We start from the raw sequence: 26,244 nt of genomic DNA on the forward strand, positions 1-26,244 counted from the left end.
CTTCCATCATCGGACGACCTCGGCCTCGACCTTTAACCGGCCACCAACGCGCCGACCGCGCTCACACCTCAACTACGTTCCGGATTGCAAAGGGCGGGGAAACTGCCCCTTCAAAACCTGGGCCGGTTCAGGTTCCCGCCCAGACAGGTCCGTGATGGCGTCAGTGGATCCCCACGCGTAGCCCTGATGGTGTTGGACAGGCGGTACATCATTCTCCTCGGAAAAATTACGTTCCGGGGACGCTTAGGTGTGGGCCGGCATGGCGCCGAAACAGTTTCCTGATTTATCCGGAGCGCAAAATCTCCAATCAACCACAGCATATGTGGTCCAAGCCGGTTCTCCCGGCTCTGCCACGGCCGGAACGTTCCCTCAAGCCAAAAATGAGGCGACGGAACTAGCCCTTCCCTTCCCGTGGAATCTCCCGCCCTCTAGGCTGACCCCAACGTGAAGCGGTCCGCGCCCCGCCTGGGGCGCGGCCTCCGGTGGGGGACAAAGGGGAAACGCTCTGCATGGGGAAGTTCAGCGTCGAGCACCTGAAAGAGTCCGGGCAGTACAAGGTCCTGGCCAAACAGGCGGAGCGCGCCCGCCGGCTGGCTACGGCCGAGCGCTACGCCCGGGCCCGCAGCGCACCCGTCCGCACCGGGACGGTGCTGTACGAATCGTTCTCCGGCAACGGGATGCTCTGCAACCCGGAGGCGATCTTCCGGCACCTGTTGGGGGACCCGCAGTACCGGCACCTGCGCCACGTCTGGGCGCTGTCCTCGCTGGAGGAACACGCGGGGACGGTGGCCGAGTTCGCGGAGGATCCCCGGGTGTCCTTCGTCGAAACCGGCAGCGCCGCCTACCTGGAGGCGATGGCGGAGGCGCAGTACCTGGTGAACAACTCCACCTTCCCGTGGACCTTTGCCAAGCGCCCCGGCCAGGTCTACCTGAACACCTGGCACGGCACCCCGCTGAAGGCGATGGGCTACCACGTCCCGGACGGCGGGCCGGACACCCGCAACATCATCCGCAACTTTGTCCAGGCGGACTACCTGCTCTCCCCAAACCCGTTCACCACCGAGCAGATGTACTACGCCGGCTACAAGCTGCGGAACATCTTCGAGGGCACCATCATTCAGGCCGGCTACCCGCGCATCGACCACCAGTGGCCGGACGCACCCGCCCGGGCGGACCTGTGGACCCGCCTGGCCGCGGCCGGCATCGCGGAGGACGGCCGCAGAATCATCCTCTACGCCCCCACCTGGAAGGGGGATTCCTTCTACAACCCGGCCAATGACGCCGCCCGGCTCCTGCACACCGTGCGCGCCCTGGAGGAGCGGATCGACACCACCCGCTTCCGCGTCCTGCTGAAAATCCACCAGGTGGTCTACGCCGCGGCCCGCCAGACCCCGGGGCTGGAGGGCTATCTGGTGCCCAACGCGGTCCCCGCCAACCGGGTCTTAGGGATCACCGACGTGCTGGTCACCGACTACTCCAGCATCTTCTACGACTTCCTGGCCACCGGCCGCCCCATCCTCTTCTACACTCCCGACTGGGAAGACTACGCCGAAGGCCGCGGCCTCTACCGCAACCCCGACTCGCTGCCCGGGCCCGTGGCCCGAACCCTGCCGGACCTGGCCGCGCACCTGGCCGGCTGCGTGCGGCAGTCCGACGGCGGGCTGGAGGTGCCGGAGCCCTGGCGCCGGCAGTACGGCCAGGACGTGCGGGACTACGTCCCGGACGACGACGGCAAGGCCACCGAACGCGTGGTGGAGGCGGTCTTCGGGCAGGAAGCCCGGTTGCCCAGCGGGGCACGCCCGGACCTGGAAAAGCGCAGCGCACAGGGATCCAGCGCGCAGGGACCCAGCGCCCAAGGCGCGGGCCTGGAGGAGCGCCACCTGCTGCGCGATCACTCGGACGGGCGGCAGAAGCTGCTGGTCTATGCCGGCGGGCTGGTCTCCAACGGCATCACCACCTCCTTCCTGAACCTGATGGAGAACATCGACCACGAGAAGTTCGATGTCTCCGTCTGGTACAGCTACTCCAGCCATGCGGACCGGGCCGCCAACGCGCTGCGGATCAACCCCAACGTAAGGCTCTTCCCGCGCGCGGGAGGACCCATCCTGGGCCTGGCCGACCGGTTCCGGTACCGGCGCACGCTGGACCACGGACCCGCCCCGGGCGCCGATTTCCGGGCCGGTGCCCAGCCCATCTGGGACACCGAATGGACCCGGTGCTTCGGGCAGAGCCGGTTCGACTACATCGTGGACTTCTCCGGCTACTCCCCGTTCTGGTCCCTGGTGCTGCTGCGCGGGAAGGCCCGCAAGCACTCCATCTGGGCGCACAATGACCTTTTCGCCGAGGCCGGCAAGGTCATTAACGGCAAACAGCCCCACCGCGCCCACCTGATGAGCCTGTTCGCCACCTACCGCTCCTTTGACGCGATCGTCTCCGTTTCCCCGGGCCTGGCCCGGGTCAACGCGACCAACCTGGCCGAGTACGCACCGGCGCACTCCTTTGTCTCCGCCCGCAACTCGCTGGCCTACCGCCGGCTGCAGGCGATGGTCTCCACCGAACGCACCCCGCTGCCCGGCGCGGATGCCGCCTTCGCCGAGCTCTACGGCTCCGGCTCCCGCGACCTCAGCTACATCATGCGCACGCTGCGCAGGATCTACACGGACGCCACCATCGATGCCGAGCTGGGGCACCAGCGCACCCTGGACGCCTTCTTCCCGGAGGGGCACCAGGACGGGGTGCAGACCTTCGTCACCGTGGGCCGGCTCTCCCCGGAGAAGAACCAGGCCCGGTTGTTGCGGGCCTTCGCCCAGGTCCACGCCACCCGGCCCAAGACCCGGCTGCTGGTCATCGGTAGCGGCCCGCTGGAGAAGGACCTGCGCCAGCTGGCCAGCGACCTGCGCCTGGACCGGTGCGTGAGCTTCACCGGGCAGCTGGCCAACCCGTACCTGGTGATGGAGGCGGCGGACTGCTTTGTCCTCTCCAGCGACTACGAGGGCCTGCCGATGGTGATCCTCGAGGCCATGGTGCTGGGCCTGCCGGTGGTGACCACCGCGTTTGGGTCCGTCGAGTCGGCGGTGCCGCCCGGGCAGGGACTGGTGGTGGAGCGCGACGACGACGCCCTGGCCGCCGGGCTGCTGGCTTTCCTGGACGGGAAGGTGGCGCCGGCCGAGTTCGACCCGGCCGCCTACAACGACCGCGCCATGGAGGAGTTCTACCGGGCCATTGGGGTGGCCGGGAACCCGGTGGTGGAGGACGGCAGGCTGCTGGAGGGCTAACTGCGGCAAGAACCAGTTGCTGGAAGGGCTACGCGAGGGGGAAGGGAGCAGCCCATGGGGAACGGCACGGAGGTCCTGGTCAGCGTCATCGTCGCCACCTACAACTCGCCGCCGGAGCTGGGTCTCCTGGTGGCCTCCCTCGATGCCCAGACCCTGCCCGTGGAGCAGTGGGAGGCGGTCTTCGTGGATGACGGCTCCACCGACGGCACCCACGCCCGGCTGGAGGCGCTGGCCGCCACCCGCCCCTACCTGCGGGTGCTGCAGATCCCGAACTCCGGCTGGCCCGGCCGGCCGCGCAACGTCGGCACCGACGCCGCCCGGGGCCGCTACGTCTTCTACTGCGACCACGACGACTACCTGTTCCCGGAGGCCCTGGAACGGATGGTCCGCTTCGCCGAGGGCGCGGGACTGGACGTGCTCCACCCCAAAGAAGTGGTGCAGGGGTGGTCCTCGCCCGGGTGGCACGCGTGGCGGGCCAACGCAGCCCCGCTGGCCGGGTTGGATGAGGCCGCCGTCCAGTGCATCACCCCGCACAAGCTCTACCGGCGGGCGTTCCTGGCCGATCACGGGATCCGCTTCCCGGAAGGGCGCATCCGGCTGGAGGACTACAGCTTCAACGCGATGGCCTGGTGCGCCACGCAGGCCGTGGGGGTGCTGGCGGACTACCCGTGCTACCGCTGGAGTATCCACGCCGGCAACAGCCACAAGGCCGGGTACGACTTCGAGGTCTACTGGCGCTCCTTCGAAGAGTCGCTGCGCCCGGTCCTGGCCCTGCCGGATACGGACCCGCGCAGGGACGTGCTGCTGCTGCGCTGGTACCGCAGCCGGATCCTGGAACGCCTCGCCGGAGGGTACTGCGCTTACTCGGACGCGGACCGCGAGCGCTTCACCGCCCGGTTCACCCAACTGCTGGAGCACTTCCCCGAACGGATCGACGCCGGCCTGCAGCCCCCCGAGCGGCTGCGCTCCTACCTTTTACGCCGCGGACTGTACGAGCGGCTGCTGGAGCTTTCCCGCCTGGACGCCGGCATCCGGGTAGCTCCCGAGGTGCGGGATGTGCACTGGAGCGGGGGAGTCCTGCAGGTGGCCGTGGACGCCACCCTGCTCGAAGGCGCCGGCGCGCCGCTGCTGTTCACCCGCCGGACCGGCACCAGCACCAGCACCGGCACCGGAACCAACACCGAAGCCGGCGCCGGCACTGAAGCGGCCGGGGAGGGGCCCGTGGGAAGGCACGCCGCGGATCCGGATCCGCTGGCGGGGGCGCTCTTCCGGCGGCTTCCGGAGAGCATCATCGCCGGCGTACCCGAAGAGGTGCTGGCCCACTACCCGGCTGCGGCCTCGGTGGAGCCGGTTATCCGGAGCCGCGAGACCGACGTCGACTGGGTACTGCCGGGCCGCAGCAGGGTGGACGCAAGCCGGCTGGGCCCCGCGCTCGCCGTGCGCGCCGAGGCGGTGTTCCAACTGGATCCGGAGGCGGCCGCCTTCGGGACCCGGCTCGATGCCGGGGTGTGGGACATCTTCGTGCGGATCACCGGGCTGGGGTACGGAGCCACCCACCGGGTGCGCACCGGCTGGGACCCGGGGCGGCCGGCACTGGTGAACGGCCGCTCGGCGAACCCCTACCGGACCCAGGGTGGAGCACTGGCGCTGGATGTGGGTTCCTTCGCCCGCACGGTGGTCGGCTCCGCCCGGCCCCGCCGCCAGGACCTGGTCCCCAGCCCGGTGCCGGGGGAACCGTTGGTGCTACGCCTTCCCGCCGTCCATGTGGTGGGGCAGACCCGCCTGCACGGCAGCGTCGAGGCGAAGCCGGTGGAACCGGTCGCCAGCGGCGCCGGCGTGGGCGCATGGGCAGCGAAGGCCTCCGGAAGGCGCAGTGTCCTGGCGGATGGCGCGGGCGGGGCAGGCAAAACCACCTACCCGGCCCAACTGGTGGGCGAGGGCGGGAGCGCCCGGGTGGAGATTTCCGCCCCCACGGGCGTGGACCTCACCGAGGCGCGGATGCGTTTCGAGGACCGCTGGAGCGCGGTCCTGTTCAAGCCCCCGGGGGAGTAACGCCCTGGGGTTCTGCCCGCGCATCCCTGACCTGGTTTCCGGCGGGCAGCGCCGCGGGGACGAAGTTCCCTGCCGAGATCTGCCGCTTGAGCTCCGCGAGTTCCTCCTGGAGCAGGTCCACGGTGGCACGGTATTTCTTGAAGTCCGCAGCGCGGCGCTGGGCGTTGATGTAGCTGATAATCACTGCCAAAAGGGCCAGCGGGAAGGCCGCCAGCAGGGCCCAGCCGGAGATGGCCAGGAACTCCATGGCGACGGAAAGTCCCTGCTGGAAGGCCAGGAAGGCGTTCACCTGACCGACCACGGCGTTCAGGGCGGCGTCCAGGGGTTCCAGGAACTGTCCCACCATGGGCGTCTCAGAAAACGAGGGAGCGCTCAGCGGCGGTTCCCCGCCTGCGGACCAGCGCGGATCGCCCAAATGGTTCAGGATGTAGATCCCGGCTGCGACGTTGAGGGCTGCGAAGAGCAAAACGGAACCCACCGCAGACCAATGGAGCGTGCGCCAAGATACGAGGCCTGCCGCCAGCAGAAGGACGGTGGGCACCACCCAGGACAGCGTGCGCAGATTATCGAGGCTCACGCCACCCAATAGATCCAATGAAGTCCCCACCCTTTGCAGTTTGAATCAATGCATGTTCCGGTTTCCGGCGATCCTATCCCGGCGGCAATCGCGCGGAGGGCAGCGGCACTCCGGAGGCGGAAGGGTGGTTTTCCGGGCAGCCTGACGGAAAACAGAGCAGCTGAGCTGCTCAGCTGAGCAACCGGGCAGCTAAGCGGTTTAGCCGAGCAGCCCCAGCAGGTACTGGCCGTAGCCGCTCTTGCCCAGCTTGTCCGCCAGCGCACACAGCTGCGCGTCATTGATGAACCCGTACCGCCAGGCAATCTCCTCCGGCACGCCAATCTTCTGGCCCTGCCGCGCCTCGATGGTGCGGATGTAGATGCCGGCGTCGTTCAGGGTCTCGAAGGTGCCGGTGTCCAGCCAGGCGGTCCCGCGGCGCAGCACCTGCACGTTCAGCCTGCCGGCCTCCAGGTAGGTGCGGTTCACATCGGTGATCTCCAGCTCCCCGCGGGCGGAGGGCTTGAGGTTGCGGGCGATCTCCACCACGTCGTTGTCATAGAAATACAGCCCCGGCACCGCGTAGTTGCTCTTCGGGACGGCCGGCTTCTCCTCCAGAGAGACCGCGCGCCCCTCGGCGTCGAACTCCACCACGCCGTAGGCGGTCGGGTCCGCCACGTGGTAGCCGAACACGGTGGCGCCCTCACCGCGGGTCAGCTTGCGCAGCTGCCGGCCCAGCCCGGGGCCGTGGAAGATGTTGTCTCCCAGCACCAGGGCGGCGCCCTCCGTGCCGATGTGGTCCGCCCCGATCACGAACGCCTGCGCCAGCCCGTCCGGGGTGGGCTGGGTCCGGTAGGTCAGGTTGATGCCCCACTGGCTGCCGTCCCCCAGCAGCCGCTGGAACTGGTCCTGGTCCTGCGGCGTGGTGATGATCAGGATGTCCCTGATCCCGGCCAGCATCAACGTGGACAGCGGGTAGTAGATCATCGGCTTGTCATAGACGGGCACAAGCTGCTTGCTGATTCCAAGGGTGATGGGGTGAAGACGTGATCCGGTTCCCCCAGCCAGAACAATTCCTCGCATGCGGCCCATCCTGACCCCTGTTATTCGAAAAGGGAAGACATTAGCATCGCTTTTTATGGGGAAAATTCTGGTCACCGGGGGAGCCGGATTCATCGGGTCAAACTTTGTTCATTTCCTGATCGGGAATACCGATTCGGACGTTGTGGTGCTGGACAAGCTGACGTACGCGGGCAACACCGCGTCGCTGGCGGGGCTGCCGGCGGACCGGGTGTCGCTGGTGGTGGGGGACGTGTGCGACGCCGAGGTGGTGGACGCGCTGGTAGCCAGCGCGGACGCGGTGGTGCACTATGCGGCGGAGTCCCACAATGACAACTCGCTGGCCGGTCCGCGCCCGTTTGTGGACACCAACATCCTGGGCACCTACACGCTGATCGAGGCCGCGCGGCGGCACGGCGTCCGCTACCACCACATTTCCACGGATGAGGTCTATGGGGACCTGGAGCTCGATGATCCGCAGCGGTTCACCGAGTCCACCCCGTACAACCCTTCCAGCCCGTACTCCTCGACGAAGGCCGGATCCGACCTCCTGGTGCGGGCGTGGGTGCGCTCGTTCGGGCTGGAGGCGACCATCAGCAACTGCTCCAACAACTACGGTCCGTACCAGCACGTGGAGAAGTTCATTCCGCGCCAGATCACCAACGTGATCGACGGAATCCGCCCGCGCCTGTACGGGGCGGGGCTGAACGTGCGGGACTGGATCCACGCCAATGACCATTCCTCCGCGGTGTGGACCATCCTCACCCGGGGCCGGATCGGGGAGACGTACCTGGTGGGGGCCGACGGGGAGAAGGACAACAAGTCCGTGGTGGAGACCATCCTGTCCCTGATGGGGGAGGATCCCCAGGCGTACGACCATGTCACCGACCGGCCCGGGCATGACCTGCGCTACGCGATCGATTCGGCCAAGCTGCGCACCGAACTGGGGTGGGCGCCGCAGTACCGGGACTTCGACTCCGGGCTGGCCGCGACCATCGGCTGGTACCGTGACAACGAGGACTGGTGGCGCCCGGCCAAGGCCGCCACCGAAGCCAAGTACGCACGGAGCGGGCAGTGACCGGGCAGGCGGCGAGCGGGCAGCAGGCGGTGATCCCGGCGGCGGAAGCGGCCGCCGGCATCGGCTTCGCCCGGCCGCTCGCCGTCACCGAGCCGGGCCCGATCCCGGGCCTGCTGGTGGTGGACCTGCCGGTGCACGGGGACAACCGCGGCTGGTTCAAGGAGAACTGGCAGCGGGAAAAGATGCTCGCCGCCGGACTGCCGGACTTCGGCCCGGTGCAGAACAACGTGTCCTTCAACGCCTCCGCCGGCACCACGCGCGGAATCCATGCCGAACCGTGGGACAAGTTTGTCTCCGTCGCCACCGGCCGGATCTTCGGCGCCTGGGTGGACCTGCGCGAAGGGCCCACCTTTGGGACCGTGTTCACCGCGGAGCTGGATCCGTCCAGGGCGGTGTTCGTCCCACGGGGCGTGGGCAACGCCTTCCAGACCCTGGAGGACGGAACCGCGTACTCCTACCTGGTCAACGACCACTGGTCCGCCGACGCGCAGGCCCAGTACACCTTCCTGAACCTGGCCGACGAGACCGCGGCCATCGACTGGCCGATCCCGCTGGAACGCGCCGAGCTGTCAGACAAGGACCGGGCCCACCCGCGGCTGGACGCGGTGGTTCCGATGCCCCCCTGTAAGACGCTGGTCCTGGGCGCCAACGGCCAGCTGGGGCGGGCGCTGCGCGCCGCGTACGACGGCGGCGGCAACGGTAGCGGTAACAGTTCAGTGGTGTTCGCCACGCGCGCCGAGCTGGACCTGGCCGATCCGGCCGCGGTGGCCGCGTTCGACTGGAGCGGCTACGGAACGGTCATCAACGCCGCCGCGCACACCGCCGTGGACGCCGCCGAAACCGGGCAGGGCCGGCGCGACGCATGGGCCGCCAACGTGACCGGGGTGGCCGCGCTGGCCCGCGCCTGCCTGGAACACCGGCTGGTCCTGGTCCATGTGTCCTCCGACTACGTGTTCGACGGCGGGCCCGATGCCGGTGCAGGCGACGGTGCTGGTTTTGGAGCCGGGCGCGCGGAGACCGAACCGGTGGCGCCCCTGGGTGTCTACGGGCAGACCAAGGCCGCCGCGGACGCGATCGTCTCCGTCCTGCCAAAGCACTACATCCTGCGCACCAGCTGGGTGGTGGGGGAGGGGGCGAACTTCGTGGCCACCATGGCCTCCCTGGCCGGGCGCGGGATTTCCCCCTCCGTGGTCGATGACCAGGTGGGCCGGCTGACCTTCACCCGGGACCTGGCCGAGGGCATCCGGCACCTGCTGGACACCGGCGCCCCCTACGGCACCTACAACCTGACCAACGCGGGCGAACCAATGAGCTGGGCCCGGATTGCCGCGGAGGTCTACGCGGCCACCGGCCACGACCCCGCCGCCGTCACCGGGGTCAGCACCGCCGAGTACTTCGCCGGGAAACAGGCAGCGCCGCGGCCGGCCAACAGCGTCCTGGACCTGTCCAAGATCCGGTCCACCGGGTTCGAACCCGAGGACCAACTGGTGCGCCTGCGCGAATATCTGCAGCGCTGAGGTACCTGAAGCGCTGAGGTACCTGCAGGGCCGAGGTACCTGCACCGCTGAGGCACCTGCGGCGGACGCAAAAACGGCGGGACCGGCCCCTTGAGGGGCCGGTCCCGCCGTCTTTGGTCTCAGTCAGCTCTGCACTGGTTCCGCTTTGGCGTGGGTCAGCCCCAGGTGTTCCCCCCACCCGGGGCTGCCCGCCTCCGGTCCCAGAGACGCCGTTTCTAGACGTACAGCGCCGTTTCTAGACGTACAGCATTGCGTAGGCCACGCAGGCGGCCGTGCCCAGGGCCAGGAGAATCACGCCCACGGTTCCCAGCATCTTGTTCCGGGCCTTGCGCCGTTCGGCCAGCAGATAGCGGTCCTGTTGCATTTCTGGTCCCCCCAATAAATTGGTCAATGTCTCTCATGCATTATCCGCGAAGGCCAATTTCCACATCCTGCGTCCGCGTCGCAGAAAACTATAGTGGATGTCAAGCCGTAGTGAAATCTTGTCCATCTTGTGCCCTTGGACACCTGTAGCGCAAGACTAACGCAGGGGTGGCGCAGGCCCGGCGCAAAGCAGGCGGGCGCGCCGCCTCCCGGAACGGAGGCGGCGCGGGCCCCCGGGGCAGTGGGGCGTCGCCAAAGCGGCTGGCCCGGTCTGGGACAATGGACGGGTGAGTATCGAGACCGAGCCGAATTCCGCCGCCGTCGTCCTCCCTACCGAGCAACGCTGGGAACGGCGCGCGGTGATTGACCTCTCAGCCATCCGCCACAACGTGCGCCGCATCGCCGAGCTCGCCGCGCCGGCGCAAATCATGGCCGTGGTCAAGGCCGACGGCTACGGGCACGGCGCCCTCCCGGTCGCCAAGGCAGCCCTGGAGGCCGGTGCCACCTGGCTGGGCACCGCGCACGCCACGGAGGCGCTGGAGCTTCGCGCCGCCGGAATCACCGCGCCGGTGCTGGCCTGGCTGCACACCACCGACACCCCCTTCGCGGAGGCGATCGCCGCCAACATCGACCTGGGCGTCTCCGGCTGGGATTTGGACCACATTGCGGCCGCCGCGCGCACCGCGGCGCAGCCGGCCCGCGTGCACCTGAAGATCGACACCGGCTTGGGCCGCAACGGATGCACCCCCGAGGGCTGGCGGGAACTGCTGGCCGCAGCCGCCGCCTACCAGGAGGAAGGCGTGCTGCGCGTGGTGGGCGTGTTCTCCCACCTGGCCGTCGCCGACGAACCCGAACGCCCCGAAACCGACGAACAGCTCGCCGCGTTCCGCGCCGCCGTCGCCCTGGCGGAGGAGGCCGGCTTTGGCCTGGAGGTCCGCCACACCGCCAACACCCCGGCCATCCTCTCCCGCCCGGACGCGCACTTTGACCTGGTCCGGCTGGGGCTGGGCATGTACGGGCTGAGCCCGTTCGCGGACCAGACCTCCGCGGACCTGGGGCTGCGCCCGGCCATGCGGCTGGTGGCCAGGGTGGCCAACGCCAAGCGCGTGCCCGCCGGCCAGGGCATCTCCTACGGGCTGACCTACCGCACCGCGGGCCCCACCACCGTGGCGCTGGTCCCGCTCGGGTACGCCGACGGCATCCCGCGCACCGCCCAGGCCGCGCCGGTGCTGATCGCCGGAGTGCTGCGGCGCAGCAGCGGCCGCGTGGCCATGGACCAGTTTGTGGTGGACATGGGCGAGGACGCCGACCCCGCGGACCTGATTGGCGCCGAGGCGGTGCTGTTCGGCGACGGCGGGCCCGCCGCAGAGGCGTGGGCCGCCTCCGCGGGCACCATCAACTATGAGATGGTCACGCGCATCTCCGGACGCGTGCCGCGCCACTACGTGGAAGGCAGCTGGGGCGAACATGGCGAGTGAGCAGGCCGTGTGGACGGCCGAGGTCCGTACGGACGACGCCGACGCCACCCGGACCCTGGCGGCCCGGCTGGGTGCCGGGCTGCAGGCCGGGGACCTTCTGGTGCTCTCCGGCGAACTGGGCGCCGGCAAGACCACCTTCACGCAGGGCCTCGGGGAAGGACTGGGCGTGCGGCCCGGAATCATCTCCCCGACGTTCGTGCTGGTGCGGATCCATCCGTCCCTGGTGGGCGGGCCGGACCTGGTGCACGTGGACGCCTACCGGCTGGACTCCGCCGGGGAGCTGGAGGACATTGACCTGGAGTCGACGCTGGCCACCTCCGTGACCGTGGTCGAATGGGGCCGCGGGAAAGTGGAACAGCTCAGCGACTCGCGGCTGGAGGTCACCCTGCTGCGTGCCACCGGCGCGCACGCCGGGGAGGACCTGGTGTTCGACTTCGACGAAACCGGCGAGGCGGACCCGCGCACCATCCGCATCGAGGCCTACGGCCCGCGCTGGGCCGCCGTGCGGCCGTTCGGTTCCTAGTGGCGCGTCTTTCCGGGGCCGGTCCCCTAGAGGCGCCTCTTCCCACGGCCGGGCCCCCGCGCGGGGCACACGGTACGGAACACGGTACGGAATTTCCCCCAACCAGGCTCCCTTTGCCTTGCGGGCCAGGGGGCCGCGCGCGGAAAATCCCTATAGGTGTAGATGACAAGAGTGTTACCGCTTCAAGGCGGAGTTTCAGCGGGAGGGAAGAAGCGCTTAATAAAGTGTCCCCAGGCAGGGCGCGCGCCCGGGCGGAGGTGGATCATGGATGAACGTCGCATCGCCGTGGTGGTGGAGGACGACGCTGACATCCGCGTGCTCCTGGCGGCGGTCCTGGCCCAGTCCGGGTTCGAGGTCCACGTGGCCAAGACCGGCTGGGAAGGGGTCGCACTGGTGCAGGCGCACGCACCCGACCTGGTGACCCTCGACGTGGGCCTGCCGGACATCGACGGCTTCGAGGTGGTCCGCCGCGTCCGGCTGCGGAACATGGACGTCCACATTGTGGTGCTCACCGCCCGCAGCGACGAGATCGACGCGGTGCAGGCGCTGGAAATCGGCGCCGACCTTTACATGACCAAGCCATTCCGCCCCCGGGAGCTGCGCGCCCACGTCGAGGCCATGATGCGCCGGCGCAAAAAGCGGGGTTCGGCTCCGCCGCTGGGTCCCGTTCCGCCGCTGGAGCCGGTGTCGCCGCTGAACTCCGTTTCTCCACTGGGCCCGGGTTCCTCACCGAGTTTTCCCGCACCGGGTTTTTCCTCACCCGGTTCGGCCCCGCCGGTGGTTCCGGTGTCCCCGCTGGGACCGGTTCCGCTTCCAGACACCATCCCGGTGGACCAGCCCCAGATGCTGGAGCTGAACGGGCTGGTGCTGAACCCCTGCGAGTATTCGGTCTCGGTGGACGGGGCGGCGGTGGTGCTGACCCCTTCCGAATTCCTGCTCCTGCATGTGCTGCTCGCCGGGGGGCGCCTGGTGCGCTCCAAGGCCGATCTGGCCCGGTTCCTGAGGGGCGAGAGCTTCGACTCCGGAACGCTGGTGATGCCTGCCGACGAGCGGGCCGTGGAGGTGCACGTGGGCAACCTGCGCCGAAAGCTGGGCGACCGGACCAGGGAACCGCGCTGGATCGAGACCGTGCGCGGGGTTGGCTACCGGGCGGCGCCGGTCCACTAGGCTCTGCCGGTCACCAGCTGCCGGTCGACTAGCCACTGTCCGCTCAGGGCGGCCTCCGGATATTCCCTCGACAGCCCGGCCGGGGGTGCCCCCGCCGGCGGGGTGCGCGAAAGCTGAGGGTTTTTTGCGCCAAATCCGGAGCGGATCCTGAAGTCCAAGGGAGATGATGGGTACTCCGGCGTAGAGGGCTTCCATGAGGCATGCAGCCCGACGCCGGCACGGTACGCGGGGCGGATTGCCGCCCCTGCGTTGCCCGGCCAGGTCCCTGGGGGCGCCGCGGTTGCAGTCTTGGGGGATGCAACCGGGCGGGGCCCGGGCGGGCTACTCCTCCTGTCCGGCCTCATCTGCGTGTCCGGCCTTCTCTGCCTGCCCTGCCTTCTCTGGTTGCCCGGCGATTCCCGTAGGGGCTGGCGGCAGCAGCGGCAGCCGCACCGTAAACGTGCTGCCCACCCCGGGCTCGCTGTCCACCGTGACCTCCCCGCCGTGGGCCTTCACCAGTTCTTCAGTGATCGGCAGGCCCAGCCCGACGCCGGCGATGGCCGCTCGGCGCACCCCCTGCGCCCGGAAGAACCGGTCAAACAGGCGTTCGCGCTCCGGTTCGTCCATGCCGATGCCGGTGTCCGCGACCGTGGCGACCGCGGAAGGGGTGCCGTCCCCGTCCCGGTCCACCCGCAGGGCCACATCGATCCGGCCTCCCTCCGGGGTGTACTTGATGGCGTTGGAGATGAGGTTGTCCATCACCTGGCCCAGCCGGATCGGATCGCCCATGACCTGGACTCCTGGCGCGATGTCCTGATTCAGGACCAGGCGTCCGGCTGCTGCGCGCGGCAGTGCGGAACGGACGCAGCTGGCCACTACCCGGCCCAGGTCCAGCGGCTGCGCCCGCACCTCCAGGCGGTCCGCAGCGGCCGTCAGGAGGTCATCCACCAGCCGGTCCAGGCGCTCGGCGTTGCGGCTGACCACCTTCAGGCTGGACCGGGCGGAGGCCGGCAGGTCCGGTTCATCCTCAAGCAGTTCCAGGTAGCCGATGATGGAGGTCAGCGGGGTGCGCAGCTCATGGCTGACGTTGGAGAGAAAGTCGTCCTTGGCGTGCAGCGCCTCCACCAGGTCGGTGACCTGCTTGAAGACCAGTACGCCGCCCGCTGCCTGGTTCCGGTCATCCAGCAGGCGCCGCGCCGAGGCACTGAGCGCCTGCCGGGCCCCCTCCGGGGGGCCGGCCCAGAGCAGTTCGTCGGAGAACTCCTCGCCGGCGCGGGCCCGGCTGAGGGGGCGGAGTTTCTCCGGCATTTCATGGGCCGCGGGGCGTCCCTGCGGGTCCGCCCCGTAAAGCGCCAGGTTGATTTCCCGCTCCGGCCCACAGCCGGGCTTGAGGCTGCTGAGGTGGATCCGCTGCTGCAGCTCGTTGGTCAGGACCACCTTCCCCGCCGCGTCGAAAACAACCACCCCGACGTTGGCGGCGTTGAGCACGGCATTGAGCAGCTTTTCCTGGCGGCGGCTGGCCGCGTACGCCTCCTGGAGCTTCCTGTTTTGGCTGGTGGTGCTGTTTTCCATGGCGATGACCACCAGCGCCAGGATGAGCATCATGAAGGGAATCACCAGCGGGCGGCCCAGGATGCGGCTGTCCACCGGGCCGCCTGCACGCAGGGCCTGGCCCCAGAACATGCACAGCGGGGCCAGGACGGACACCACCAGGGTGGTGCGGGGCATCAGTCCGGACCACGCCAGCCAGAAGATCGGCAGTCCCGAAAGGAACGGCAGCGCAAAGAAGATGGAGTACCCGCCAAGGCAGATGAAAAAGATGGCCACCAGGTCCAACAGAGGAACAACCAGGTACGCGCGCGGCGGGAAGTCGTCCCAGGGGACAAGGGCGGTAGCGGTGGAGATGAGCAGGACCCCGGCAGCCCCGGCCAGGAACAGCGGGTCCGCCAACGCCGCCTCCGGATTGATGGAAAAGGCCAGGGCCACCACCACGGGGACGGCGAAGGTCATCGGCAGCTGGCTCAGATTGACTTTTTGGGCCGTTGACAGCTCATGGAAGGGCACCGGGCCGATCAGGGCCCGAAGCAGGGGGATCTGCATCGGAGGGGAACCGCCTTGGGACAGCAGGGGTGGATGCGGGGACCCGGATGGACGCGGACCGCCGAACCCAAGTTTAGGCGGCGAGGGCCCCGCGCCGAGCGAAGCGAGGGGCGGGAGCCGGCTGGACGTTATGCGGCGAGGGGCGGGAGCCGGCGTGAGCGCACCGGCCGTGGCGGACTAGGATGTCAGGGTGCTTATCCTGGCCATCGACACCTCAGCCATCGCCTCCGCGGCGCTCCTGCGCAGCACGCGCACGGACGGTGCCGCCGAGGTCCTCGCCTCCTTCGCCTCCACCGAAACCAACACCCACGCCGAGGTCCTGGCCCCGGCGATCCAGGGGCTCCTGACCGAAGCCGGCGTGGCCGGGACGGGCCTGGACCGGATCGTCGCCGGCGTCGGACCCGGCCCGTTCACCGGCCTGCGGGTGGGCATTGCCACCGCCCGCACCCTCGGGTTCGCCTGGAACGTGCCGGTGGACGGCGCCATGAGCCTGGACGCGATCGCCTGGGACGTGCTGGCCGCCGGGGAGGTTCCGGCGGAGGGGTTCACCGTGGCCATCGACGCCCGGCGCAGGGAACTCTACTGGGCCCGCTACGGCGCGGACGGCTCGCTGGCCGAGGGGCCGCGCGTCTCGGTCCCCGGAAGCCTGCCCGCCGGACCCGTGTACGGGGCCGGGGCCGGGCTCTATGCGGACCGGCTGGCGCAGTCCGGCGCCGCCGCCGTCGAACGCTTCCGCGACCGCCAGCCCACCGCCGCCTCGCTGGGCGCCGCGGCGCTGCGGCAGCTCGCGCGCGGCGGGCAGCTGCTGGGCACCACCCCGCTGTACCTGCGCGAATCCGACGCGAAGGTCCCCGCCGCCATGCAGGGGCACACTCCGTGAACGGTGCCGGCATGGTGAACGGTGCCGGCGTGGCCATCCGGCAGATGACCACCGCCGACATTCCGGCGGTCTGGGAACTGGAGCGCCGGCTGTTTCCGGTCGACGCGTGGCCGGAGCAGATGTTTTACGACGAGCTCTCCCAGACGGACACTCGCCTGTATTGGGTGGCCGAATCGGGCGGGGAGATCGTCGGCTACTGCGGGATGATGTGCGTGCTGCCGCTGGCGGACGTGCAGACCATCGCCGTCGTTCCGGCCTGCGAGGGCCGGGGGATCGGTTCCGCACTGCTGGCCGGGCTGATCGAAGAGGCCCGCCGGCGCGGGGCGGAGGACGTGCTGCTGGAGGTCCGTGCGGACAACCCGCGCGCCCGGGATCTGTACCTGCGCCATGGATTCGAACAGATCCATGTCCGCCGGCGCTACTACCGCGACGGGGTGGACGCCCTGATCATGCGCAAGGTGCTGCGGGACCAGCCCGGCGCGTAGTGTCCCACAGCCGGCGGCCTGGTGTGCCCGCCGTGCCGGGCCCCGCCGCCCGGGGCCGCGGATGCGCTGCTGGGCGGATGCACTGCCCGGGAGGCGCACTTCCCGCGCCTACCGGTGCCCGGCGTTGAGCACCAGCTCCAGCTCGAACCGCACCTGCGGATCCTCCAGGTCCTCCCCGAACAGGTCGCGCAGCTGTGCCGTGCGGTAGCCGATAGTCTGCGGGTGCACCCCCAGCTCCCCGGCGATCGGGGTGCGCTGGCCCCAATGCCGCAGCCAGGAGTGCAGCGTCTCGGCCAGCCGCTCCCGCTGGGCCGGGCGCAGCCCCTCCATCGGCGCCAGCCTGCGCGCCGCAAGCTCGGCCAGCGCCGAGGGTTCCGTGCCCAGCACCACCTCGGCCAGGTGCTCGTCAGCCCAGATCGGGGGAGCGGCCTCGCCGTCCCGCGGGGGCAGCACCGACGCGGCCAGCACCGCCAGGCGCAGCGAATCCGGGATCCGTTCCCACCCGCCGCCCGGACCCACCGAGGCCCGGCGGCCGCGCAGCGCCTGGGCCAGCGCGGCGCGGGCCCGCTTGGACTTTTCCGCCGGGACCAGGGCCACGACGTCGGTCTCGCGCTCCACCACCAGGGCGCCCGGGCCCAGCGCCAGCCGCAGCCCCTCCGCTTTCTCCACCGGCAGGGTCACCACGGCCAGCCGGGAGGGAAGGGACCAGTCCGCCATGGCCGCGGCCTGGCGCACCGCGGCCTCGTCCCCCTGGCCCAGCAGCAGCAGTTCAAGCAGTTGGGTGCGCCGGCGGTCCGTCTCCCCGGCCCGTTCGGACTGGGCGAAGGCATAGGCCGCGGCGCTCACCGCCGAGAGCTCATCGACGTAGGCCAGGATCGACTCGCCCAGGTTCACCACCACCGACATGCCCAGCTGGTGCTCCACCGAGGCCTTGGACAACTCGCGGAACGTCACCCGGGCCCCGGCGCGGTAGGCCCCCAGCAGCGCGTCCATGGAACGGCCCTGCCGGAACTCCCCGCTGCCGAGCCCGGCCACCAGCGTGCGGCTCTCCTCATTCAGCGCGGGCAGGCGGGTGCCCGGAAGCTGCAGGAAGCGCTCCAGGGCCACCGTGGTGCCCCTGCGCACCCCGCGCCCAAACCGGCCCTCGATGGGCCGGGCATAGGCCGGCACCATGAGCGGGATGGCATCGATGAGGGCCTGGACCACCCCGGGCAGCATGGGCCGCAGCAGCTCCCCAACCTCCGGGGGAAGCTGCAGCCAGGGCGGGTCCAGGGGGAATTCGCCCCGTGCCCGGGCCGCGTCGTCAGCTTCCCCTCCGGCCGGAGCTCCGCCGGAGGCGGCCGGTTCCGGGTGCTCCGTTTTATTGCGGGACGGTGTGTCCCGGGCTGCCGCCTCCTGCCGGCCCGCGTCCTGAACCGCGTCCTGACCCGCGGCGTTTTCCCCCGCGACGTGCTCCGTTGCGCCGTGTTGGGGTGTGCCGTTTCCCGCCGTTTCCATGGCCCTCCACGACCTTTTGTTGTCCCGCAATAGTTTTCTCAGCACAATCGTATGTCCCGCCCGGAAGAATTTCGGGCTTTTTGCGCGTACCGTAGAAACATGATCCGGCTCCGTAAGCTGGCACAAGCCGCATCCCTGTTCACCACCCCGCTAGCCCCCGAGGATTTCCTCGCACTGCTCAACCCCATCCACTCGACGCGCCAGCTGCGCGGCGTAGTGACCCGGGTCGAGGCCGAAACGGCCGATTCGGCCACCATCCACTTCCGCCCCGGGCGCGGCTGGAAGGCCCACGAAGCCGGCCAGTGGGCCCGCATCGGCGTCGAGCTGGACGGCGTGCGCCACTGGCGCAGCTACTCCCTCAGCGCCGCCGCCGGCGAGGACCCGGCCATCACCGTCACCGCCGTGGGCGCCGTCTCGGAGGCCCTGGTCCGCGACACCCGGCCCGGCGACGTGCTGTTCCTGGCCCCGCCACAGGGCGATTTCACCCTGCCCGAGCACCCCCGCCCGCTGCTGATGCTCACCGCCGGCAGCGGCATCACCCCGGTCATGTCAATGATCCGCACCCTGGTTCCGCGCCGCCGCGACGCGGACGTGGTGCTCATCCACTCGGCCCGCACGCCCGAGTCCAGCCTCTTCCGCGAGGAGCTGGCCGAACTGGCCGACCAGTTCCCCAACCTGCGCCTCATTCAGCGCTTCACCGCCACGGACGGACGGCTGGACCTCTCCACCCCCGCCGCGGTGGAGGCCATCTGCCCCGACTGGCGCCAGCGTGCCGCCTACGCCTGCGGACCGGACGGGTTCGTGGGCGCCGCGGAGGCGCTGTGGCAGGCCGAAGCGAACGGCGCGGGGCTGAGCATCGAGCGCTTCGACACCACGTTCGCCGGCGGAGCCGGGCAGGACGGCGGCGTGGTCACCTTCGAACTCTCCGACCGCGAGGTCGAGGCCCCCGGTGACGTGCCGTTGATGGAGGTCGGCGAGGACGCCGGGCTCCTGGTCCCCAGCGGCTGCCGCATGGGCATCTGCCACAGCTGCCTGATTCCCCTGCGGTCCGGCCAGGTCCGCGACCTGCGCTCCGGCGAGGTACACGGGGAACCGGGAGAGCTGATCCAGACCTGCGTCTCGGCCGCGGCCGGACCCGTCAGCCTGGGCCTCTGAGCGGTCCGGACGCCGCGCAGGTCCCTTCCCGTTTCCGCCCCCATATCCCCACACTATTTCCAGGACCTTCCACCGGAGCCGCAAACGCTGGATTCCAGGCCACCGGATTTCCGGCCGCCGAACACCAGCCAGCCGGCCCCGGCTGTTACCCCCACTTCAGACCCAAACGGCGAACCGTACCCGCCGCCCCGCCACCCCAGGAGAAGCACTGCATGACAGCAACCGCGAACCACCCCAGCACCGGCACCCCGCACGCGACCACCGGCGCCCCCGGTGCCACGTCCTGGGTTCCGGCAACGGAAGCCGCTCCCGACGCCGCCGCGGCAGGTGCCGCGCCCGCCGCCGTCGTGCCCCCCGCCGCCACTTCCTCCGCCAGGACGCGCCCGGGCATGCTGGCCACCGAAGGACGCCCGCTGGTGCGCCCGCCGGCCGCCGCGCACCTCTCCGATGAGCAGGTCGCGGAGATCGGACGCGAGCTCGACGCCATCCGCGACGCCGTCCTGGCCAAGCGCGGGGCGGCCGATGCCGCGTACATCCGCCGCGTGATCCGCGCCCAGCGCGTGCTGGAGATCGGCGGGCGCGCGGCCCTGCTGGGCAGCCGGAACAAGGTGGCCTGGGTCGCCGGCACCGCCATGCTGTCCCTGGCCAAGATCCTCGAGAACATGGAGATCGGGCACAACGTTTTGCACGGCCAGTGGGACTGGATGCGCGACCCGGACATCCACTCCAGCACCTGGGAGTGGGACTTCGTCACCCCGGCGCGCGCCTGGCAGCACACCCACAACGACCTGCACCACCGCTGGACCAACGTGGTGGGCAAGGACAACGACATTGGCTACAACCTGCTGCGCATGGACCCGGACCAGCCCTGGAAGCCCGGGAACCTGGGCAACCCGCTCTACAACGCCATCCTGGCCCCGCTCTTCGAGTGGGGAATCGCGATCTATGACCTGGAACTCGAGGACTTCAAGAAGGGCCGGAAATCCAAGGAGGCCATGAAGAGCGACCTCAAGGCGCTGGGGCTGAAGGCGGCCAAGCAGTTCACCAAGGACTACGCGGCCACCCCGGCGGCGGCCATGCTCACCGGCTCCGGCAAGCAGGCGCTGGTGGGCACGCTGACGGCCAACGCGGTGCGCAACCTGTGGGCCCACGCGGTGATCTTCTGCGGGCACTTCCCGGAGGGAACGGACACGTTCAGCGAGGAGATGGTGGAAGGCGAGACCCGGGGCGACTGGTACGTGCGCCAGATGATCGGCTCCGCGAACATCTCCGGTTCCAAGGCCATGCACCTGATGACCGGAAACCTGTCCCACCAGATTGAGCACCACCTGTTCCCGGACCTGCCGTCCAACCGGTACGCGGAGGTGGCCCCCCAAGTCAAAGACCTCTGCCGGCGCTACGGGCTGCCCTACACCGAGGGACCCCTCCTGAAGCAGGTCGGCTCCACCTGGGGCAAGATCTTCCGGCTGGCGCTGCCCGGCGGCGCCAAGCCTGCCAGGGGCTAGCCTGCCAGGGGCTGGTCCGCCAGGACGGCGCGGTTGCGGCCCTGGGCCTTGGCCCGGTACAGCGCGACGTCGGCGGCCGCGATCACCGCGTTCAGGTCGCCGCCGTCGAGGGGCGCGATGCCGTAGCTGACGGTGGGCAGGGGAAAGTCCGCCGAGGCCTGCAGGTCCTCGAGGTTGCGGCTGATCTGCCGGGCGACGACCTCGGCCTGGACGGTTCCGGCACCGGGCAGCAGCAGCACGAACTCCTCGCCGCCGTACCGGCCCACCAGGTCGGTGGAGCGGATGGTTGCGGCACAGGCGGCGGCGAAGGTGCGCAGCGACTGGTCACCGGCGGCGTGCCCGTACCGGTCATTGACGGCCTTGAAATGGTCCAGGTCGGCCAGCACCAGCGCGCCGGGAGTTCCGGTCCCGTCCAGCCGGCGCATTTCCTCCGCCGCGAGGTCCATGAAGCCGCTGCGGTTCAGCAGCCCCGTCAGCCCGTCCCGGATGGCCCGGGTGCGCAGTTCCCGGGTCACCTGTTCGTTGCTCAGGGCCGCCATGCTGAAGGAGACCACCACCAGCAGCATCATGGTCAGCAGCGTGGTCTGGGCAGAGCCGAAGACGGTGAGGAAGACCTGCCCCCGGGGTCCGTCGATGATGAAGGCGACGCACCGGCCCAGGTAGTAGACCGCCACGGCTCCGGCCGCCAGGGCCATGGGCCGCTGGATCCGGGTATAGCCCGACGGCAGGCGCCACAGCTCCAGCGAGGACAGCCCGATCATCAGGGCCATCGTGGCCAGGAACCAGGCGCCCCCGGCCCAGTTGTTGGTAGCGGGAGTGTCCAGGGCCGACGCCACGGTCACCACGCCCGCCGCCCCGGCGGTCAGGTGCCACGTTCCGGCCGTAGTCGCTCCGGACGCGACGGTTCGCAGCGACCGCGCCCCGGCCCAGACGCTTCCGGCCCCCAACACCGCCAGGACGTTTCCCAGCGGATTGGCCCATATCTGATGGATGGTTCCGTTCAGCAGGTAGGCCGAGGAACCGGCCAGGAACAGGGCGATGGCGGCGGACCACCAGAAGCTGTAGGCCGAGCGGGTGCGGCGGTAGGTGTCGAAGTAGAACAGCAGAAACAGGGTCAGTGCCACGGCGCCGAAGGCGACCCGCAGGGTGAGGGTATCGAGCACCACTTTTACCTGTTTCTACTTGTTTCCAATGGCGGGCGGACGAGGGCCGAAGGCAATTATTGCAGGTGACGGGCGGCGCTCCGTGTGGCGGCCGCCATATTGGCTGCGGCGTGCCGCGCGGGCCCGGCGGGCCCCAGGGCCCGCGCGGCGGGGGGACAGGCTCAAGGCCGGCGTGGCGGGAGGGATAAACTGGGGGACATGTCTGCCCCCCTGCCCACCGCCCCCCTGGTCCTTGGGATCGAATCCTCCTGCGACGAGACCGGCGTCGGCATCGTGCGCGGCACCGAGCTGCTGGCCAACGCGGTCTCCTCTTCGATGGAGGAGCACGTGCGCTTCGGCGGGGTCATCCCGGAGATCGCCTCGCGCGCGCACCTGGACGCGTTCGTGCCGACCCTGCGCTCCGCGCTGGACACCGCCGGGGTCACGCTCGAGGAGGTCGACGCCCTGGCCGTCACCTCCGGCCCGGGCCTGTCCGGGGCGCTGATGGTCGGCGTGGCCGCCGCCAAGGCCCTGGCCCTGGCCACCGGCAAGCCCCTCTATGCGATCAACCACCTGGTGGCGCACGTGGGCGTCGGGGTGCTCGACGGCGGGGACCTGCCGGAGAACCTGGGAGCGCTGCTGGTCTCCGGCGGCCACACCGAAATCCTCAAGGTGGACGCGCTGGCCAGCGACGTCACCCTGCTGGGCGCCACCATCGACGACGCGGCCGGGGAGGCCTATGACAAGGTCGCCCGCCTGTTGGGGCTGGGCTACCCGGGCGGACCGGTCATCGACCGCATCGCCAAAGACGGCAACCCCAAGGCGATCCGCTTCCCGCGCGGGCTGACCATGCCCAAGTTCACCGGCACCGCGGAGGCCCCCGGCAGGCACCGCTACGACTTCTCCTTCTCCGGGCTGAAAACCGCCGTCGCCCGCTGCGTGGAGCAGTACCGGGCCCGTGGCGAGGAGATCCCGGTCGCGGACATCGCGGCCAGCTTCCAGGAGGCCGTCGTGGACGTGGTCACCTCCAAGGCCGTGCTGGCCTGCCGCGAGCACGGAATGTCCACCCTGCTGCTGGGCGGGGGAGTGGCCGCCAATTCCCGGCTGCGCGAACTGCTGGCCGCGCGCTGCGCCTCCGCGGGAATCGCGCTGCGCGTGCCCCGGCCGGGGCTGTGCACGGACAACGGGGCCATGGTCGCGGCCCTGGCCGCTCAGGTGGTCATGGCCGGCGGCCGGCCCAGCGGCCTCCGCTTCGCCGCGGACTCGGGCCAGCCGGTCACCGCCATCACCCTCTGAGGCACAGCAGGGTCCCCGGAGGACCTTCCGGGAGGGAACAGCATCCGGGCGGGGCGCCTCAGACCGAGCGCATGCGGGCCACGTTGTCCGCCACGACGGCGCGCAGGTCCCCGCCGTTTTTCGCGGCAATCTCCCGCTGCCACTGGTATCCGGCCCCGCCCCTGATGATCCGTTCCACGTCGGCGAGTTCCTCCGCGCAGCCCAACCGGCGGGCCACCGGCTCCAGCCGGTCCAGCTCCCGCTCGAGGTGCTCGGTCACCAGCATCTCGTTGCCGGCGGCGTCGAGGATGATAATGGCCTCCATGCCGTACCGGGCCGCGCGCCACTTGTTCTCCACGCGGTACCACGGAGGCATGACCGGGATGCTCCCGCCGTTGTCCAGGGTGGTGGACATGTCATCCACCAGGCACTGGGTCAGCGCGGCGATCGCCCCGACGTCCGCCAGCGAGGACATCCCGTCCGGAATGCGCATCTCCACGGTTCCGAAGCGGGGCACCGGGCGCACGTCCCAGCGGATCTCCGAGATGTCGTCGATGACCCCGGTGTGCAGCATGTCCGCCACATAGCCCTCGTACGCCGTCCACGTGTCGAAGTGGTAGGGGATGCCGGCGGTGGGCAGCTGCTGGAACATCAGCGCGCGCTGGCTGGCGTAGCCGGTGTCCTCGCCGCCCCAGTACGGGCTGGAGGCGGAGAGCGCCTGGAAGTGCGGCTGGTAGTTGATCAGTCCGTCCACCACCGGCAGCGCCTTGGCGCAGCGGTCCAGGCCCACATGCACGTGCACCCCGTAGATCACCATCTGCTGGCCCCACCACTGGGTGCGGTCAATCAGCTTGGCGTAGCGCTCCTTGTCCGTGACCTGCTGCAGCTTCGGCGGCGCGAACGGGTGGGAGCCGGCGCAGTACAGGTCCACCCCCAGCGGATCGGTGACATCGCGCACGGCCGCGAGGTTGTAGCGCAGCTGTTCCTTGGCCTCGGCCACTGTGGAGCACACACCGGTGACGATCTCGATGGTGTTCAGCAGCAGCTCCTGCTTGACGTGCGGGTGCTCCTCGTCCGCGTCCAGTTCGCCGTGGAGTTCGTGCACCCCCCGCAGCACGTCCTCCGCCACCGGGCGCAGGTCCCCCGTGCGCTGGTCGACCAGGGCGATCTCCCACTCGACGCCGAGGGACGACTGCCCGGAGTGGGCAAAATCGATCTTCAATCCAAGCTCCAGGGGGTTGGGGGTGGCGGGTCCACTCATCCTATCGGCCCGTAGACTGGGATCGTGGCGCGCTTTTTCCGGACAACGACCGTCCTGCTGCTGGCTGCGGGCACGGCCCTGGCAGCCTGCACCGGCCCCGCGCCCGAAAGCGGAACGACGGCGGCCGGCACGCCGGCGTCGTCCTCCGGCCCCGCGCAGTCCTCCGGCCCCGCGCAGTCCTCCGGCCCCGCGCAGTCCTCCGGCCCGGCGCAGTCCCCCGGCACGGTGCAGTCCTCCGACCCGGCACAGGACCCGCCCACCGGTTGGGGGCCGCTGGCCAGCGACGCCGCCGCCGCCCGCGCCGCCGTCGCGCAGATGGACCTGGAGGAGAAGGCCGGGCAGGTCCTGGTGGACCACTACTCCGGGACGGATCCGGAGGCCCAGCTGGCGCTGGCCCGGAAGCTGCACCTGGGCGGAGTGATGATCATGGGCGGCAACGTGCCCACCACCGGCACCTCCGCGGCGGACACGGACAAGCTGGCCCGCGTGGTGGCCGGCTTCCAGAAGGTGCTTTCCGACGGGCGGGACTGGCCCGGGATCGTGGCTGTGGACCAGGAGGGCGGGATGGTGCAGCGGCTGAAGCAGCCGCTGACGGAGTGGCCGGCGCCGATGGCGCTGGGTGCGGCCGGGGACCCCGCCCTGACCCGGCGGGCGCAGGCGGCGATGGATGCCGAGCTGGCCCGGCTGGGCTTCACCATGAACTTTTCCCCGGTGGCGGACGTCACCACCGGGGCCTCCGACCCCACGATCGGCTCCCGCTCCTTCGGCGACGATCCCGACGCCGTGGCCGGGCACACCGTGGCCGCGCTGGCCGGCGCGCTGGACGCCGGGGTGCTGCCCGCGGTCAAGCATTTTCCGGGCCACGGCTCGGTGGCCACGGACTCCCACGTGGGACTGCCCGTGCAGGAATCCTCCCTCCGGGAACTGTCCGCCCGGGACTGGGTGCCGTTCCGCGACGCGGTGAAGGCCGGGGCGCCGATGGTCATGATGGGGCACGTCTCCGTCCCCGAACTGGAGGAGGGGGTGCCGGCCTCCCTCTCCGCCGCCAGCTACCGGGCCCTGGAAGGGCTGGGGTTCAGCGGCGTCGCGGTCACCGATGCGCTGAACATGGGCGCGGTCACCGCGTCCTACCCCCAGGGCAGGGCCGCCGTGGAGGCGCTCAGGGCGGGGGCCGACCTGCTGCTGATGCCGCAGGCGATCGCCCCGGCCCACGCCGCCATCGTGGAGGCCGTCCGCTCCGGCGAGGTGCCCGCGGCCCGGCTGGACGAGGCCGCCGCCAAGGTGGGCACGATGATGCTCTGGCAACAACGGCTGGCCGCTTCCGCGTCCGCCTCCGCACCGGCTTCCGGGGAGGCCTCCGGGGAAGGGCCGGACCGGCCCCGGGTTCCTCCGGCCGCCCCGGGCGCCGGCCGGGACGTGGGGCTTGAGGCCGCCCGCTCCGCCGTCACGGTGGTGACCGGGAAATGTGACGGCGCGCTGGTCTCCGGAAAGCTGCGGATCGAGGGCGGCACCCCCCAGGACCGGGCCCGGCTGCGCACCGCGGCCGGGAAGGCTGGGCTCGACGTTGCCGGCTCCGCCGCGTCCTCCGGGAAAGAGACACTGGTGAGGCTGCTGGGCAGCGGGACCGCCACCGGGACCGGGGACATCGTGGTGGCCCTGGACGCCCCGTGGGGCCTGGCCGGGTCCACGGCGCGGACCGCCCGGATTGCCCTCTACGGACGCACCCCCGAATCCTTTGCCGCGCTCGCCGACGTGCTGGCGGGAAAGGCGGAGGCCCCCGGCAAGCTGCCCGCCGGCGCCGGACGCTACCCCCGCGGCGCCGGCTGTCCCTAGCCGCAAGCCGCCAGCCGCAAGCCGCCAGCCGCAACCGCAGCCGCGCCGTTCCCGTCCCGGGCGCAGG

The 26,244-nt window shown here is 70.5% G+C and carries 20 protein-coding genes; 13 read left to right on the forward strand and 7 right to left on the reverse strand.

Annotated features, from left to right (window positions below):
* Nucleotides 1-509 precede the first annotated feature (509 nt).
* Both NCCP_RS01010 and NCCP_RS01015 read left to right on the forward strand, forming a co-directional pair.
* Nucleotides 510-3,275: a glycosyltransferase gene (locus tag NCCP_RS01010; protein ID WP_149955231.1), complete on the forward strand. Its 2,766-nt coding sequence runs from the start codon at nt 510-512 to the stop codon at nt 3,273-3,275.
* Between the two features lie 54 nt (nt 3,276-3,329).
* Nucleotides 3,330-5,327: a glycosyltransferase family A protein gene (locus NCCP_RS01015; RefSeq protein WP_149955232.1), complete on the forward strand. Its 1,998-nt coding sequence runs from the start codon at nt 3,330-3,332 to the stop codon at nt 5,325-5,327.
* On the opposite strand, the gene NCCP_RS01020 is transcribed toward NCCP_RS01015, so the two are convergent.
* Both NCCP_RS01020 and rfbA read right to left on the reverse strand, forming a co-directional pair.
* Nucleotides 5,308-5,904: a hypothetical protein gene (locus NCCP_RS01020; protein ID WP_149955233.1), complete on the reverse strand. Its 597-nt coding sequence runs from the start codon at nt 5,902-5,904 to the stop codon at nt 5,308-5,310. The genes NCCP_RS01015 and NCCP_RS01020 overlap by 20 nt on opposite strands.
* Nucleotides 5,905-6,102: 198 nt before the next feature.
* Nucleotides 6,103-6,963: a glucose-1-phosphate thymidylyltransferase RfbA gene (rfbA, locus tag NCCP_RS01025; RefSeq protein WP_149955234.1), complete on the reverse strand. Its 861-nt coding sequence runs from the start codon at nt 6,961-6,963 to the stop codon at nt 6,103-6,105.
* A 55-nt stretch (nt 6,964-7,018) separates the two neighbouring features.
* On the opposite strand from rfbA, the gene rfbB reads away from it, so the two are divergent.
* A complete protein-coding gene (rfbB, locus tag NCCP_RS01030; RefSeq protein ID WP_149955235.1) occupies nt 7,019-8,017 on the forward strand; it encodes a dTDP-glucose 4,6-dehydratase in 999 nt (332 codons plus the stop codon).
* A gap of 29 nt (nt 8,018-8,046) precedes the next feature.
* The gene (locus tag NCCP_RS01035) at nt 8,047-9,534 is read left to right on the forward strand and encodes a sugar nucleotide-binding protein (RefSeq protein ID WP_414727690.1); all 1,488 of its coding nucleotides are present in this window, start codon (nt 8,047-8,049) and stop codon (nt 9,532-9,534) included.
* Between the two features lie 235 nt (nt 9,535-9,769).
* Here NCCP_RS01035 and NCCP_RS15395 read toward each other — a convergent pair whose 3' ends face one another.
* Entirely contained in the window at nt 9,770-9,898 is a 129-nt protein-coding gene (locus tag NCCP_RS15395) for a hypothetical protein (RefSeq protein WP_263970108.1), read from the reverse strand.
* A gap of 286 nt (nt 9,899-10,184) precedes the next feature.
* On the opposite strand from NCCP_RS15395, the gene alr reads away from it, so the two are divergent.
* The 3 genes from alr to NCCP_RS01050 all read left to right on the forward strand — a co-directional run bounded on the left by alr (nt 10,185) and on the right by NCCP_RS01050 (nt 13,065).
* The gene (alr, locus tag NCCP_RS01040; protein WP_149955236.1) at nt 10,185-11,375 is read left to right on the forward strand and encodes an alanine racemase; all 1,191 of its coding nucleotides are present in this window, start codon (nt 10,185-10,187) and stop codon (nt 11,373-11,375) included.
* Nucleotides 11,365-11,898 (forward strand): tRNA (adenosine(37)-N6)-threonylcarbamoyltransferase complex ATPase subunit type 1 TsaE, encoded by a 534-nt coding sequence (gene tsaE / locus NCCP_RS01045; protein ID WP_149955237.1) that lies wholly within the window; start codon nt 11,365-11,367, stop codon nt 11,896-11,898. Before alr ends, tsaE begins: the two co-directional genes overlap by 11 nt.
* Before the next feature lie 264 nt (nt 11,899-12,162).
* A complete protein-coding gene (locus NCCP_RS01050; RefSeq protein ID WP_149955238.1) occupies nt 12,163-13,065 on the forward strand; it encodes a response regulator transcription factor in 903 nt (300 codons plus the stop codon).
* Between the two features lie 321 nt (nt 13,066-13,386).
* Here the strand turns inward: NCCP_RS01050 and NCCP_RS01055 are convergent, their stop codons facing one another.
* Nucleotides 13,387-15,144, reverse strand: a complete 1,758-nt coding sequence (locus NCCP_RS01055) for a sensor histidine kinase (protein WP_149955239.1) — start codon at nt 15,142-15,144, stop codon at nt 13,387-13,389.
* Between the two features lie 190 nt (nt 15,145-15,334).
* Between NCCP_RS01055 and tsaB the strand changes: the two genes are divergently transcribed.
* Together tsaB and rimI are read left to right on the forward strand one after the other, a co-directional pair.
* The gene (tsaB, locus tag NCCP_RS01060) at nt 15,335-16,024 is read left to right on the forward strand and encodes a tRNA (adenosine(37)-N6)-threonylcarbamoyltransferase complex dimerization subunit type 1 TsaB (protein WP_149955240.1); all 690 of its coding nucleotides are present in this window, start codon (nt 15,335-15,337) and stop codon (nt 16,022-16,024) included.
* A gap of 11 nt (nt 16,025-16,035) precedes the next feature.
* The gene (rimI, locus tag NCCP_RS01065; protein WP_149955241.1) at nt 16,036-16,509 is read left to right on the forward strand and encodes a ribosomal protein S18-alanine N-acetyltransferase; all 474 of its coding nucleotides are present in this window, start codon (nt 16,036-16,038) and stop codon (nt 16,507-16,509) included.
* 108 nt (nt 16,510-16,617) lie between these two features.
* Here rimI and NCCP_RS01070 read toward each other — a convergent pair whose 3' ends face one another.
* Nucleotides 16,618-18,006 (reverse strand): PucR-like N-terminal domain-containing protein, encoded by a 1,389-nt coding sequence (locus NCCP_RS01070; RefSeq protein ID WP_225873601.1) that lies wholly within the window; start codon nt 18,004-18,006, stop codon nt 16,618-16,620.
* Between the two features lie 99 nt (nt 18,007-18,105).
* On the opposite strand from NCCP_RS01070, the gene NCCP_RS01075 reads away from it, so the two are divergent.
* Together NCCP_RS01075 and NCCP_RS01080 are read left to right on the forward strand one after the other, a co-directional pair.
* Nucleotides 18,106-19,161 (forward strand): ferredoxin reductase, encoded by a 1,056-nt coding sequence (locus NCCP_RS01075; RefSeq protein WP_149955242.1) that lies wholly within the window; start codon nt 18,106-18,108, stop codon nt 19,159-19,161.
* Nucleotides 19,162-19,550: 389 nt separating this feature from the next.
* Complete coding sequence (locus NCCP_RS01080) at nt 19,551-20,666, forward strand: fatty acid desaturase family protein (RefSeq protein ID WP_225873631.1); 1,116 nt, start codon at nt 19,551-19,553, stop codon at nt 20,664-20,666.
* On the opposite strand, the gene NCCP_RS01085 is transcribed toward NCCP_RS01080, so the two are convergent.
* Nucleotides 20,663-21,832 (reverse strand): GGDEF domain-containing protein, encoded by a 1,170-nt coding sequence (locus tag NCCP_RS01085; protein ID WP_149955244.1) that lies wholly within the window; start codon nt 21,830-21,832, stop codon nt 20,663-20,665. The genes NCCP_RS01080 and NCCP_RS01085 overlap by 4 nt on opposite strands.
* Before the next feature lie 195 nt (nt 21,833-22,027).
* Here NCCP_RS01085 and tsaD point away from each other — a divergent pair, with 195 nt between their 5' ends.
* Entirely contained in the window at nt 22,028-23,104 is a 1,077-nt protein-coding gene (tsaD, locus tag NCCP_RS01090) for a tRNA (adenosine(37)-N6)-threonylcarbamoyltransferase complex transferase subunit TsaD (RefSeq protein WP_149955245.1), read from the forward strand.
* Nucleotides 23,105-23,162: 58 nt separating this feature from the next.
* On the opposite strand, the gene NCCP_RS01095 is transcribed toward tsaD, so the two are convergent.
* On the reverse strand, nt 23,163-24,305 hold the full coding sequence (locus NCCP_RS01095) for a glutamate--cysteine ligase (RefSeq protein WP_149955246.1): 1,143 nt from the start codon (nt 24,303-24,305) through the stop codon (nt 23,163-23,165).
* Between the two features lie 63 nt (nt 24,306-24,368).
* Between NCCP_RS01095 and NCCP_RS01100 the strand changes: the two genes are divergently transcribed.
* Nucleotides 24,369-26,177 (forward strand): glycoside hydrolase family 3 protein, encoded by a 1,809-nt coding sequence (locus NCCP_RS01100; RefSeq protein ID WP_308655491.1) that lies wholly within the window; start codon nt 24,369-24,371, stop codon nt 26,175-26,177.
* The last annotated feature ends 67 nt before the right edge of the window (nt 26,178-26,244 follow it).

The sequence above is a fragment of the Zafaria cholistanensis genome (assembly GCF_008580665.1).
In the GTDB taxonomy this organism is placed as follows: Bacteria; Actinomycetota; Actinomycetes; order Actinomycetales; family Micrococcaceae; genus Zafaria; species Zafaria cholistanensis.